Source organism: Roseivirga seohaensis (assembly GCF_001592945.1).
Taxonomy (GTDB): Bacteria; Bacteroidota; Bacteroidia; order Cytophagales; family Cyclobacteriaceae; genus Roseivirga; species Roseivirga seohaensis.
Genome location: NZ_LRPB01000034.1, coordinates 87,700 through 101,232, shown reverse-complemented (window position 1 = coordinate 101,232; position 13,533 = coordinate 87,700). Strand labels below are relative to the sequence as shown.

Below are 13,533 nucleotides of genomic sequence, written 5' to 3'. Positions count from 1 at the left end.
CTAAAAGTTTGACTTGAAAGTGCTTAAAACTTCCCAGATAACAAAAAGGATTACTACCTTCTAAATACTAATTTCTAAGCCCTTGTTAAAAAATGTTATTCAGCATCTACAGCAGGGTAGTTTAAAGCTTAACCCTTATCTTCGAAGCTAAATATTTTCTATTTCATACGTTGAAAGAAAAGGAAACGCGATAATAGCTTTGAAAACGACTTTGTATACCATTCTTCTTGTTCTTTTTTGCAATCAGGTAATGCTGTTGGGGCAATCCCAAAGCCATATTAAAATGGATAGTATTAACTCCAGTTTTGATGAACAAAACCCTGTGCTTACTCCCGATGGAAAACGTATGTATTTTGTTCGCTCTGGTCATCCTCGCAACGAGGGTGGTGTGATTGATCGAGGTGATATTTGGTATTCAGACAAAACAGAAACTGGTTGGTCTGTAGCCAAACATGGTGGTAGCACTATTAATCACACGGGTTTGAATGGCATTGTCGGTTTTTCAGCCGATGGTGAAAGGATTTACTTATTGAATTATAAAGACGCTTTAGGGAATTTACAGAAAGGAATTGCCATGGCAGAATGGGTGAAAGACCATTGGTCGGTGCCACAACCAGTAGATATTCGCTACTTCGAAAATTTTTCAGGGTATATCAGCGGCTCTATTTCACCAGATGAAAAAGTAATGATTCTGTCCTATAAAAGTTACGATACTTATGGGAACGAAGACCTCTATGTTACCTTTAAAGAAAGTAATGGCAGTTGGACTCCACCAGAAAACATGGGTGTGGACTTGAACACTTTGGGGGAAGAATGGGCACCTTATTTGGCACCCGATTTAAAAACCTTGTACTTCTCCTCAAATGGTTTTGGAGGACAAGGTGGCCGCGATATTTTTGTAAGTCAACGCAAAGACGGTACCTGGAAAGACTGGACAGATCCTGTAAATCTTGGTTCTGAAGTAAATACAGCTGGAATGGAGTTAGGCTATAACATTCCTAAATTGGGTGAATTGGCTTATTTTTCTTCTACCCAAAACAGCGAGGGTTTTGGCGATATTTTCGGTTTCCCATTAAATAAAACAGAAAAGGTGTTGCAGGAAATTGTATCCAAAACAGAAGCGCCAATTTCTCAAGTAACCACTCCAAAGACACCAGATAAACCAGTAGTAGTGATGACCATGCAGGTGTTGGATATCCGCAACGACAAACCCGTAAGCGGTTTGGTGAAACTAAACTTTGGAGAAAAGGAAGTTGAAGTGAATACTGCCGATTTAGATTCCCCAGACAAGAAATTTTTAGTGACCATTGAGGAAGGCCTTGAAGTGAATGTAGAGATTGAAGCCGATGGTTTTCTCAAGTACAAAGAAACCTTTGTGGCTTCTGCTAAGCCATTACAAGGTGATATTGAGGCCAAAGCTGTTGAAGGTTTTAGGCTTACACCAAGAGAGGTAGGTACTAAAATTCAAATTCCGAATGTGCTTTTTAATGAAGGTACTTCCTCTTTTGCCGATGCAAAAACTACCGCAACTCAACTAGAAATTTTGATTGAGTTGATGAAAAACAACCCAGACTTGGAAATTCGTTTGGAAGGCCATACCGATAATAGGGGTAATCCTAAGTTGCTCAAAGAGCTTTCATTAGATCGCGTAAATGCAGTTAAGGATTATCTGGTAGAAAAAGGAATCTCCGGAAAACGCATAGAAACCGTAGGTTTTGGGGGCGAAAAGCCCGTAGGCCAAAACTCAACCGATTCTGGCCGAGAAAAAAACCGCAGGGTTGAGTTTATCATTATTAAGTAAAAACGTCATTGCGAGGAATGAAACCTGTGAGAACAGGGTTTCATGACGCGGCAATCCGTCAGAGTAACCCTCATTTTTATAAAATCACAAAAGCCTAAAACGCGGAAAAAGATCTATATGGTTGTCAAAACCTTATAGGTCTGGAAACAGCATACCGCTCCGATTAAGCCCTTTTTAGACCGTCATCCTGAGCCTGTCTCAGAATCCGCCTGCTACTTTTAATTGAGAGCAGAAGCATGTAAATCCATCCCTCGATTAACTTCAGTGCAAAGGCTTAAACCGTTGAAACGGTTTGTGGTGGTTGCGTGTATATAGCCCACGGTTTAAACCGTGGGCTATATGTGTAAATGTTTCTGGGGAATGGTTTTAACCATTTCTGCGGACAGAGTCCTTGATTAATAAATCGTCACAGGTTCGGAGAACCTGCGACAATGTTCAGAATAATAGAGATGAAATATTTTCTATCCAATTTTACGAAAGGATCGACTGATCCTTTAACTTTATTGGTAAGCATTTTTTTCCAAAAAGGAAAGAAGACGAAGAAAGGGTAAATGGAAAGAGCTAGTGGAATTGATTTTCATGACACTATTTTGGCTATTCATTGAATCGGTACCAATAAAAAGCAACAATTCCCTTTGATATAGAACGTGCAATGATGGGGCAGATACCAACAAGTGCTATTTTAGGAAAGATATATGGGAGTATTAGAAAATTTAACAGAGGATCTGAAGAGGTATCAAACGGAGCTTGCAAAGCTGCTTAATGCGATTCCAAAAGAGAAAATCACAGAACTCATTGAGAACATACCCTCAGATCTATCAATGGGTAGCATGATCTTGTGTTCTTGCCAAGATGGTTTTTTGGTTTTCATTAAAAATCAATTCAATCATAAATATAGCATTGAATATCAAGATGAAATGCAAAAAATGATGACTGAAGTTTTCGATGAACGCAGTAAGGAGATATTTACATTTTATGATCCGTTGACATTGTTTGTTTCATTTGGCCATAAAGTGCAATTCGGTACTCAACCAAAGGATCAGTTCAAAGATAATGTATTCGTTCTTCTAGTTGAAGATATACCTGGAAGCCGTCTTTATCCAGAATACAGTAAAATACTTCTTATTGGGTCCTGTTTTTATGAAAATGGCGATTTCAATCCACTCGAAATGGCTGAAAGGGACTTTCAAAATGCTTTATCAAAGAAAAATTTAAAGTCTAAAAATCGTGCACTGGATGTCCTCTCAAAGTTCGAAGTGCTTATTGATAATGCTCAGAATGAAGAGGATATTCAGAAATTCTTAAATGACCATCCTTATATAATTCAACCTAACTATGAATCAGTTTTAATCAAACCTAAGATATCGAACAAATACGTGGCTGACTATGCATTTTCTATTAGAAAGCATGGAACACTAGATTGGACTTTCGTTGAAATTGAGGCCTCCTCAAAAAAAATATTTACAGCAAAGAGTCTTTTTAGGACAGAATTTACTCAGGCGAAGGGGCAGCTTCTGGAATGGGATGACTACATAGCGCAAAACATAAAATTCCTTAAAGATGATTACCCTAGTCTACACAAACCAAATTACACTCTTGTCTTTGGTAGAAACTCAGAGATTGATGACTATCGAAGAGGAATCCTAAGGTCTGAATTTGGAAATTCGAGCAATAGGAATTTCTCAACGTATGATGACCTTATTGAGAATTTTAAGGCTCTAATAGAAAGGTTAAACTTCTAATTAAAAAATTCTCCTTGAACCTAAGAACAGATGACGAGTTTTTCACTCACCTTCAAGTCATTCCTAGGTCTCGTTCGCTAAAAACTCTGAGAAGGTAATATCTAAAAGCACGGAAACCATTGAAATGGTTGATGGAGGTTGTGTATTGTATAGCCCACGGTTTAAACCGTGGGCTATACGCATAAATGTTTTTGGGGAATGGTTTTAACCATTTTTATAGGAAAGTCAACTTCAAAATCTCCCAATCTCTTGGTTGAATATTAAGAGAATAACGATCTTGCCATTGAATGAATGAACAATGCGCGAAACCACACAAACCTACTTCCCGAGCTTAGAAAACATTAAGGCAGCCCAAACTATCCTCAAAGGAATTGTTACGCATACTCCCTTAATGCCCAACTTTACCTATTCAGATAAATTTGGGGCGAAGATCACTTTCAAACGTGAAGACCTTCAGGTGGTGCGTTCTTACAAAATCCGTGGGGCTTATAATAAAATTAGCGGGCTTTCTATTGAAGAAAAGGGCAGTGGTGTGGTGTGCGCCAGCGCTGGAAATCATGCCCAAGGCGTAGCGCATTCCTGTTATTTATTGAAGGTGAAAGCTACCATCTTTATGCCAGCGCCTACACCAAGGCAAAAGGTGGAGCAAGTCCGCTTTTTCGGAAAGGAGTTCGTAGAAATTGTGCTTGTTGGCGATACCTTTGACGATGCCCAAAAAGAGGCCATTTCATTCTGTAATAAGCACTCAAGCATTTTTATTCCTCCTTTTGATGATCAAAAAGTCATTGAAGGACAAGGAACTGTCGGCTTAGAGATTCTGGAAGATTGTGGCAATCCTATTGACTATCTTTTCTTACCTATTGGTGGAGGCGGTTTGGCCTCTGGTGTTGCTTCTGTGTTTAAAACCCTAAGTCCGCAAACGAAGATTATCGGGGTAGAACCTGCCGGTGCGCCAGCCATGAAGAATTCCATTGCTTTAGGCAAAAACACCAAGCTCGACAGTATCGATAAGTTTGTCGATGGTGCAGCAGTACAGCAAGTAGGCGATTTGACTTTCGAGATTTGCCGGAAGCGTTTAGATGCAGTAGTTACGGTTCCTGAAGGACTGATTTGTAGCACGATGCTCGAACTTTATAACCGCGATGCCATTGTGGTGGAGCCAGCGGGTGCATTGTCTGTGGCCGCTTTGGGCCAATTTGCTGAAGAAATTAAAGGCAAAAATACAGTATGTGTTCTCTCTGGTTCGAATAACGATATTTCTCGTACCGAAGAAATCCGTGAGCGCTCTTTGCTCTACGAGGGTTTGAAGCACTATTTCATTGTACGTTTTCCGCAAAGAGCAGGAGCATTGAAGGAGTTTTTGGTGGAAGTGCTTGGCCCAACTGACGATATCGTTCATTTTGAATACACCAAGAAGACCGCACGCGAAAAAGGACCTGCCTTAATTGGGATTGAGCATCAGCAAAAAGCCGATTTTGACGGGCTAATGCAACGAATGAAAGAGAAGGACTTGAATTTTGAGTACCTGAATGAAAAGCCTGATTTATTCGGTTTTATCGTTTAGTGAACTCATTTCTCTAACACAGCAACAGCATAATTTCGGTTGATTAGTTCATTGGCTGTGCCTATTACATTTTCAGTTTTGTTATGAATACTGATAAGCTTAAAGCTCGATTTACTTACTAAATCTGAAAGGTCTTGATTGTTGTAGAGCTGGAATTTCTCTTTAACAAAGGGAAGATCTTTCATGAAATCCTTTTGCGCAAAAGCGATTACAAACGTACCATTGGGTTTCATTACCCTATGAATTTCTGCTAAGAACTGAAGTGGTTTTTTCCAGAAGTAAATGGTGTTCGCTGTCATAACCTTATCGAAGGAATTTTCTGGAAAAGGAATACTGATGCCATCATAGCGTGTAAATTCAACACTTTGTTGCTTTAGATGTTCCTTGTTCTTAAGCTCAGCTTCGGTTTTCATGGTTTCCGAAATTTCAAGGCCATAGAACTGAATGTTTTCGGCTTGTTCTAAAATTATGGGTAGGTGATGGCAGTTTCCATGTCCAATTTCAAGAACCTTGTTACCACTGGCAATAGCCAAAGCATTGATAGATGAAGTGATCATCCCCAGATTCGTGGAATACATATTTTGCCCTATATCTATTCCAAATTGCCCGTTTGGACAACTTAATTGATTTTCTATTTCGATGAGCTGTTCTGGGCTAAGATTTTCCAATGTGTGCAATGTTACCGTAAATGTGCTATAATCGTTACGGAGTACGGAATGGATGGTTTTGTTTTAATTATTCATTAATTATAGAGGCATTTACCTTATCATTGAAATAGAATGACGAATTTTTCAGCCATAGTCTTAGCTGCAGGGCTTTCTTCGAGAATGGAAGGGGGTCCTAAACTTCTAATGTCTATTGAAGGAGAAACCATTTTTGAACGAAGTTTAAAGTCCATTATAGAAGCAGATTTTTCAGAAATCATTGTGGTTTTAGGAAAGGAAGCAGATAGGATAGAAATTTTGATTCCAAAAGATGATAGGCTTAGAATCGTAAAGAATACCATTTTTGAGCAAGGAATGACTTCTTCCATCCAAACTGGAATTGCTGAAGCAGCAGGCGATGTATATGTCATTTGTCTAGCCGATATGCCCTTTTTAACCGCGGCAGATCATAATCAGTTGATGCATCGTTTTAGGGAAGAGAATGGGAAGAATATCCTTGTTCCCCTGTGCCATGGTCAGAAGGGGAACCCCGTATTTTTTGCCAGTGACTATCAACGGGAAATTTTAGCGCATACCGATCCAAACGGTTGCAGCCAGCTCGTAAAACGAAATACAGAAAAGGTAGACTTCTTTGAAACCAACAACCTTCGTTTTACCTTAGATATTGATACCCAAACCGATTTAGATAAGTTTACGAATGCTGAATAAAGAAGAGCTCATACGCTATAACAGGCAAATAATTCTGCCCGACTTCGGTATTGAAGGACAAGAGAAACTTAAGTCCTCCAGTGTCTTGGTGATTGGTGCAGGTGGTTTGGGCATTCCTAACCTTAGCTATTTGGCTGCAGCAGGAGTGGGGCGAATTGGATTGGTGGAATTTGATGAAATTAGTCTTTCCAACTTGCAGCGTCAGGTGATGTACAAGACTAACCAAGCAGGCGAATCGAAAGGCAAATCTGCTGTTAAGATGATTCAAGAATTGAACCCCAACGTGTCAGTTGATTATTTCGAAACGCGATTGGATGCCGAAAATGCACTAGAGGTCATTGGAGATTTTGACTTGGTGGTAGACGGTAGCGACAACCTGCCTACACGATATTTGGTCAACGATGCCTGTGTGCTGTTAGGTAAACCCTTGGTGTATGCCGCAGTTTTTCGGTACGAAGGTCAAGTGAGTGTATTCAATGCCCAAAGAAAAGACGGTAGCCGTGGGCCAAATTACCGAGACCTTTTCCCTACACCGCCACCGCCCGAGATGGTGCCCAGCTGTAATGAAGGGGGTGTATTTGGAGCGCTCACTGGCATAATAGGTGCCATGCAGGCCAATGAAGCCATTAAGCTTCTAGCAGGGCTTGGAATTCGATTAGATGGAAGGTTATTTCTTTTTGATAGCCAGTATTTTACTGCACGGTTTTTAAATATTAAGTCTAATTCAGAAAACCCTGTTTCAGGTGACCATCCTACAATTACTGAATTGATAGACTATGAAGCCTTTTGCGGCCTGAGTGAAGTTGAAAATGAAGCCGATGATATCACAGTTCAGGAGTTACATCAGATGATTAAATCGGGAAATGCTCCTTTTATTCTGGATGTGCGTGAACCTTATGAATATGCTATTTCCAACTTGAATGGGCTTAATATTCCACTTTCCAACCTCGAAAATGAGATTGGGCAGTTGTCTCAAAATGAAATAACAGTCATTCACTGCAAAAGCGGTCAACGCAGCCTAAAAGCCCTTGAATTTCTTAAAAAAGAGGGTTTTTCAAAAATCAAAAACTTGAAAGGCGGAATATTGGCTTGGCAAAAAGAGATTGATCATAGCATTGAAATCTATTGATTCATGGACTACGAATTGATTTTCTTCTTTTTCGCAATTGCCTTTCTGTATTCCTCTGTAGGCTTTGGTGGTGGCTCGAGTTACTTGGCCATTCTATCGCTTTATAGCTTTGAGTATCGATTGCTACGCACTATTGCGCTGGTTTGTAATCTTATCGTGGTAAGTGGCGGCACCTACCTCTTCGCGAAGCAAGGTCATATTAAGTGGAAGAAGACTTTACCGCTGGTTTTGGTAAGTGTTCCCTTAGCATTTCTTGGGGCTAGAATTCCCTTTAAAGAAAATGTCTTCTTCATTATATTGGGTTCAACCTTGGCCGTTGCTGGCATCATCATGCTGTTGGAAGATTACTTGAGGAAGGCGAGTATAGAGAAAGCATCAAAAGAAAAGAAGGACATGCCAATCGTGAATGGAGCCATTGGTGGTGGCATTGGTTTGTTGGCAGGTTCCGTTGGGATTGGAGGCGGAATTTTTCTTTCGCCTTTACTGCACATTATTCATTGGGACAAGGCTAAAACCATTGCCGGTACTGCTAGCTTTTTCATTCTGATTAATTCCGCATCGGGTTTGGCGGGGCAACTTAGCCAGGACAATTTGGCGTTCGACTTTGAAATGATTTTGTACTTGGGGCTTAGTGTTTTGTTAGGAGGTCAATTGGGCTCCAGGCTTTCTGTTTTTAAGCTTTCGCAGAAAAAGGTGAAAATGCTCACTGCATTATTGGTATTATTTGCTGGCGGCCGCTTATTATTGAAGTACCTTGGTTAAAAAGAGATAAGATGAAAATTGAAGTGATTGCTTTTGGCATAGCAAAGGATATTCTGAATAGTAATCAAGTGACGTTAGAAATGGAGGAACAGAGTTCTGTGGCCGATGTGCGCCAAGCTTTGGTCGATCTCTATCCGGCATTCCAAGGGCTTGCTTCTCTGCAATTGGCCGTAAATGCCGATTATGTGAGCGATGATTATTTGATTAAAGAAAATGACGAGGTGGTGCTAATTCCACCTGTAAGTGGCGGATGAAAACATTGATTCATATTACTTCTGAAAAACTCGATCCTCAAGCTTGCTTAGAGACTATTTCTTATCCTGAATGTGGGGGGATTGTCAGTTTTGTAGGTACGGTGCGCAATCAAACCAAAGGTAAACCAGTGCTTAAATTAGAATTTGAAGCCTATGAGAAAATGGCTTTGAAGGAAATGCAGAAGATTGCCGATCAAGCCAAAATTAAGTTTCAGGTAGAAGAGGTTCTCATTCATCACCGCACAGGATTGGTGAAAGTTGGAGAGGAAGCCGTGGTGATTGTAGTGGCAGCTCCGCATCGAAAAGCCGCTTTTCAGGCCTGTGAGTATTGTATTGATACCCTAAAAGAAATGGTACCCATCTGGAAAAAGGAGTTTTTTGAAGATGGCGAAGTGTGGGTTTCTGCACATCCCTAATTTCAACTTAGAGAGTTCTAATTAATTTTCTCTTTTAAGAACCTACGCAAATCTTTATTTGCCCCATACAAAACTAAAATATCGTCTTTCTCTAAAACTAAGCTGGCTGAAGCTACCCCTTGTACTCTTTGTTCTATTTTGCTTTTGCCTAGCACACTCTTCACCTTTGTTGGTTTAATGGTTGTAAGCACCAGTAAATCGAAATTTTCTCTAAAACGCACTTCTTGAATTGTTTGACCGATGTGTTCTTCAGGCACATTGGCTTCAATAATACTATAGTCTTCGCCTAATTCGTATGAGTCTACCACATTATTCATACAGAGCTTTTTGGCCCAACGTTCTGCGGTTTCTTGTTCTGGGTGAACAATTTCATCTACACCTAAGGCTTTGAGTACCTTCTCGTGCAATGGATTAATGGCACGGCTAATCAATCGTTTTACTTCTAAATTCTTAAACAAGGCAGTAACCATCACGTTTGAGCCTTGGTCTTCACCAATCGCAATAATTACAATATCTGTGTCTTTAAGCGGTAACCCCGATACCGTAAATTCATCGGTAGCATCCATACAAATGGTATGGGAAATCTTCTCTTTGAACGAATCAACCTTAGACATGGAAGTATCAATCCCAATGACTTCATTTCCTTGAGCGGTTAGCTTTTCAGCCAACGAAGCCCCAAAATTTCCTAATCCAACTATGATGTATTTCATGGTTTCAGATTTTAATTGATTGTAATTTCTTCGGTAGGATACCTGTAACTCTTGTGTTTCACTTTATCTAAAATGGCGATCATAATGGATAACATGCTTACTCTACCTACAAACATGATAATAATGAGCATGATTTTGCTCATACTACTTAAATCGCCAGTAATGCCCAAGCTTAAGCCTACGGTACTGTAAGCTGAAAAACACTCAAAAGCAATTTGCATTAAGCTTTTGTCATTATCGAATATGGAAATAACCATTACGCCAACACCAATCACCAAAAGGGAAAGTGATATAATCGCATAAGATCTTCTGACTGATATATCAGCTATTTCTCTTCTAAACACTTCAATTTTTGTTTTTCCTCTGGCAATACTTAGAATGTTAAGGGTGGCAATGGCAAAAGTGCTAGTTTTAATTCCCCCACCGGTTGAAGAAGGTGACGCTCCAATCCACATTAAAAGTAATGTTATTACTAAAGTTGGGAAGCTCAAGGCTGCCATATCTACAGTGTTAAAACCAGCAGTTCTTGGTGTGGCAGCCCCAAATAGGGCCGTAACTATTTTTCCGAAGAACCCATGCTCGGCCATTGTGTTGTTATACTCTAGAATAAAGAATATTACAAAACCAAAGGCAGTCAATGAAATGGTGGTGATTAGGTTGATTCTGCTGTTTAGGTTGAGTACCCATGGCTTATAATTCTTTAGCCGACTTGAAAAGGTAAACACCTGTGATAAACGATATTTCAAATAATTTAGAATGTTGACTACAATAGGAAAGCCTAAACCGCCAAATACAAAAGTGAAAATCAGTACAATCTGTAGAAAGTAATTGAATTTAAAGCCGACATCATATATACCATTGCTGAGGGTGGAAAAGCCCGCGTTACAGAATGCCGAAATGGAATGAAATACAGCAAAAAATATTTGATCGTATTGAGACTCAAAAGTGCTGGCATCTAAACTAAAGTATATCATTGTGGCTGACATCATTTCAATACCAAAGGTGATTATGAGCACATACTTTAAGGTAGAGAATACTTCGCTAAGCTTTTTTGAATTACTCATGTCGCCCAATGCCAATTGGTTTTCATAAGTAGCACCGTCTTTAAAGAAATAGCTGAAGTAGCTGGCAAAAGTCAAAATCCCCAAGCCGCCAATCTGAATTAGGCATATGATTATAATTTGCCCGAATTCTGTAAAATAACTTCCTGTATCTACTACAATTAACCCTGTAACACAAACCGCACTGGTAGAAGTAAAGAAGGCGTCAATAAACGAAATTCCGTCATAGGTAGCTCGTGGAAGCATTAGAAGCACCGTGCCCAGTAGAATGATGACTAAAAAACTGATGATAAAAAGTTGAGCGGGGTTCAGTATTGTACGTTTGTAAATAAGCCTCAGCTCTGAAAATTCCCTAATAAAGGTCAAGATTACGGCAGACTTTATTAGGTTGTCGTTGAATAGTATCGGATGAAGTTTGTGGTTTGCTCCATTTATTAAATGAAGGTAAAGAACAGTTATAGTGATGAGAACACTAAGGATATCAAAAACGAGTACTTTAGTTTTTTTTGGTTTTTTCTTCCCTATATACCGAAAAAAGGTAGATGTGAGCCCAATTCCCAGAACAACAAAATAATAACCATTGATGATGCTTTGAGAAAGGTCTGATTGAGTGTAGCCAAAGTCGGCAATAAAAACCACTATTCCTGAAAGGCTAATCCAGAAAGCGAGGTGGTCAAGCCGCTTTAAATTGAAATTCATTATAAAAACATTTTCTGCAAACCAGCCCAAAGGGCTTTTTTCAAAGCTACAGTGTTTTCTATTTTTCCAAGGTCATCTGCCTTTAAAAACAACTTCTTACGGTCTTCTTTGACTTCGTAAACAGGGCTGTTATTATAACTGTCTAGTTTTTCAGAATTAAAAACTAAGACATGACGGTGGTTAAACTCATTCAGTACTGCTGCAATCTGCTCTGCGGAAGCTTCTTTTACATTCACCAAAAGCACATCGTCTAAACTTCGTTTTACCGAAGCCATAACTTTAAGAAGAAAGGCCTTTTTCTCAACTTCCAATTGAGGTTGATCAGCTTCGAAAAAGATAATACAATGCTTGAGGTTGTTACCTTCAGTAGGGAGGGGCTTAATATAAACCGGTTTATCGTCTTCCAAAACTGGCTGTTTTGGAGGGGAAGGGCTAACCGGTTCGGTACTAGTTTCCGTTACGCTTTCAACCAATAGCTCTTGGGTTGAGGTTGCCACAAGGTCATCCTTGATGAGATAAATTTCTTCAGTAATAAAATGAGAAAGAAATGAGTTATCCTCAGCCATAGCACCAATTGGTTGTTTTGCTAAATCTAACAATTGTAATGTAAAATACAGACTACGATTCGAAGAAAAGACTCTTTAATTCCGTAGCCTCATCTGGTTTCATTCTTTTTGCTAAAACCAATCGTAACTGTCTTCTTCTCAAAGCTCCATCGTACTGTTCTTGTTCTTCAGGAGTTTCAGGTACTAGTTCTGGAACATCAATAGGTCTTCCGCTTTGGTCTACCGCCACAAAGGTGAAATAGGCACTATTACTTTTGAATTTTCGACCAGAAGGAATGTTTTCAGCCCATACTTCGCAATACACTTCCATAGAAGAGTTGAATGAACGCGTTACATTGGCGGTAAGCGTTACTACATCGCCTAAAGCAATAGGTTTGCCGAATGAAATGTTATCGGCAGAAGCAGTTACCACTATACGGTTTGAATGTTTTTGTGCTGCAATAGCGGTATTAATGTCCATCCAATGCATCAGTTTACCTCCCATAAGGTTGTTAAGCGTGTTGGTGTCGTTAGGGAGAACTAGCTCCGTCATCGTTACACGTGAGTCTTTAGTGGTTTTTTTCTTTACTGGCATAACTGTCTTTTGTGTTGCAAAGCTAATGCGGTTCGTTGAAAGAACGGAAGGGAATTTGAATTTTATAAAATAATAAAATTACATATTTATGTATGTAAAAATATGTAAATTAATATATGTTGATAATTACATATCTATTTTTTCCAACCATCATCGCCCAGTAGGGGTACAAACTTGAAATCGTGGAAAACTTCTTTTCGAAGCTTATTACCTTCAAGCCTGGTAAGTCTGAGCATTTGTTGGGTTTTGGTATTACCTACAGGAATTACCAAACAACCGTTTACTTTGAGTTGATCTATAAGTGCATCGGGAACAGTAGGAGCGCCAGCAGTAACGATTATTTTATCGTAAGGAGCAAACCTTGGCAAACCTAATGATCCATCTCCAAAGAAGAAATTTGCCTTGTAGCCCATTTCGGGTAGGGCAAATCGGGTACGTTCGTAAAGTTCTTTTTGATATTCTATAGTATATACTTCGGCACCCAGCTCTAAAAGTACTATCGACTGATAACCCGAGCCTGTTCCTATTTCTAAAATCTTATCTCCTGGTTTTACATTGAGTAATTCTGTTTGAAAGGCTACGGTGTAAGGTTGAGAAATAGTTTGGCCAGCGCCAATGGGAAAAGCTTTATCCTGATAAGCATGTTCTACCAAGGCATTCTCAAAGAAAAAATGGCGCGGAATTTTACCAATAGCGTCTAAAACGCGTTCGTCTTTAATGCCTTTAGAGCGAACCACTTTTACAAGTTGTCTTCGCATTCCCTTATGTCTGTAACTATCTTCCATATTGAAGAAACTGCTTTGCAGTTTGAGATGCTGTATTGAATTGATCTGCGTAAAATGAGAGAAAGCGCTAAAAAAATCAATTTCTTAACGCTTTCTT

The 13,533-nt window shown here is 39.5% G+C and carries 14 protein-coding genes; 8 read left to right on the top strand and 6 right to left on the bottom strand.

The window, feature by feature from the left end; genetic code table 11:
- The first annotated feature begins 283 nt into the window (after positions 1-283).
- The 3 genes from AWW67_RS10555 (at position 284) to ilvA (ending at position 5,107) form a co-directional block, all read left to right on the top strand.
- Positions 284-1,801 (top strand): OmpA family protein, encoded by a 1,518-nt coding sequence (locus AWW67_RS10555; protein WP_176700042.1) that lies wholly within the window; start codon positions 284-286, stop codon positions 1,799-1,801.
- A gap of 695 nt (positions 1,802-2,496) precedes the next feature.
- Entirely contained in the window at positions 2,497-3,543 is a 1,047-nt protein-coding gene (locus AWW67_RS10550; RefSeq protein ID WP_062301671.1) for a Shedu anti-phage system protein SduA domain-containing protein, read from the top strand.
- Between the two features lie 298 nt (positions 3,544-3,841).
- Positions 3,842-5,107: a threonine ammonia-lyase gene (ilvA, locus tag AWW67_RS10545; protein WP_062301670.1), complete on the top strand. Its 1,266-nt coding sequence runs from the start codon at positions 3,842-3,844 to the stop codon at positions 5,105-5,107.
- A gap of 5 nt (positions 5,108-5,112) precedes the next feature.
- On the opposite strand, the gene AWW67_RS10540 is transcribed toward ilvA, so the two are convergent.
- A complete protein-coding gene (locus AWW67_RS10540; RefSeq protein ID WP_071387111.1) occupies positions 5,113-5,775 on the bottom strand; it encodes a class I SAM-dependent methyltransferase in 663 nt (220 codons plus the stop codon).
- Between the two features lie 111 nt (positions 5,776-5,886).
- Here AWW67_RS10540 and AWW67_RS10535 point away from each other — a divergent pair, with 111 nt between their 5' ends.
- The 5 genes from AWW67_RS10535 to AWW67_RS10515 are packed head-to-tail and all read left to right on the top strand — an operon-like array spanning position 5,887 to position 9,041.
- Positions 5,887-6,480, top strand: a complete 594-nt coding sequence (locus AWW67_RS10535) for a nucleotidyltransferase family protein (protein ID WP_062301668.1) — start codon at positions 5,887-5,889, stop codon at positions 6,478-6,480.
- On the top strand, positions 6,470-7,609 hold the full coding sequence (gene moeB / locus AWW67_RS10530; RefSeq protein ID WP_062301667.1) for a molybdopterin-synthase adenylyltransferase MoeB: 1,140 nt from the start codon (positions 6,470-6,472) through the stop codon (positions 7,607-7,609). Before AWW67_RS10535 ends, moeB begins: the two co-directional genes overlap by 11 nt.
- Before the next feature lie 3 nt (positions 7,610-7,612).
- A complete protein-coding gene (locus tag AWW67_RS10525) occupies positions 7,613-8,371 on the top strand; it encodes a sulfite exporter TauE/SafE family protein (protein WP_062301665.1) in 759 nt (252 codons plus the stop codon).
- Positions 8,372-8,382: 11 nt separating this feature from the next.
- Positions 8,383-8,625, top strand: a complete 243-nt coding sequence (locus tag AWW67_RS10520; RefSeq protein WP_053224157.1) for a MoaD/ThiS family protein — start codon at positions 8,383-8,385, stop codon at positions 8,623-8,625.
- Positions 8,622-9,041, top strand: coding sequence for a molybdenum cofactor biosynthesis protein MoaE (locus AWW67_RS10515; protein ID WP_062301664.1), 420 nt, complete (start codon positions 8,622-8,624; stop codon positions 9,039-9,041). The genes AWW67_RS10520 and AWW67_RS10515 overlap by 4 nt, the downstream gene beginning before the upstream one ends.
- A 17-nt stretch (positions 9,042-9,058) precedes the next feature.
- Here AWW67_RS10515 and AWW67_RS10510 read toward each other — a convergent pair whose 3' ends face one another.
- The 5 genes from AWW67_RS10510 to AWW67_RS10490 all read right to left on the bottom strand — a co-directional run bounded on the left by AWW67_RS10510 (position 9,059) and on the right by AWW67_RS10490 (position 13,436).
- On the bottom strand, positions 9,059-9,751 hold the full coding sequence (locus AWW67_RS10510) for a potassium channel family protein (RefSeq protein WP_062301662.1): 693 nt from the start codon (positions 9,749-9,751) through the stop codon (positions 9,059-9,061).
- 11 nt (positions 9,752-9,762) lie between these two features.
- Positions 9,763-11,511, bottom strand: coding sequence for a TrkH family potassium uptake protein (locus tag AWW67_RS10505; RefSeq protein ID WP_062301661.1), 1,749 nt, complete (start codon positions 11,509-11,511; stop codon positions 9,763-9,765).
- Positions 11,511-12,077, bottom strand: a complete 567-nt coding sequence (locus AWW67_RS10500; protein ID WP_141655433.1) for a hypothetical protein — start codon at positions 12,075-12,077, stop codon at positions 11,511-11,513. Before AWW67_RS10500 ends, AWW67_RS10505 begins: the two co-directional genes overlap by 1 nt.
- A 52-nt stretch (positions 12,078-12,129) precedes the next feature.
- Positions 12,130-12,651: an acyl-CoA thioesterase gene (locus AWW67_RS10495; protein ID WP_053224152.1), complete on the bottom strand. Its 522-nt coding sequence runs from the start codon at positions 12,649-12,651 to the stop codon at positions 12,130-12,132.
- A 134-nt stretch (positions 12,652-12,785) separates the two neighbouring features.
- On the bottom strand, positions 12,786-13,436 hold the full coding sequence (locus tag AWW67_RS10490; RefSeq protein ID WP_053224151.1) for a protein-L-isoaspartate(D-aspartate) O-methyltransferase: 651 nt from the start codon (positions 13,434-13,436) through the stop codon (positions 12,786-12,788).
- Positions 13,437-13,533: the final 97 nt, after the last annotated feature.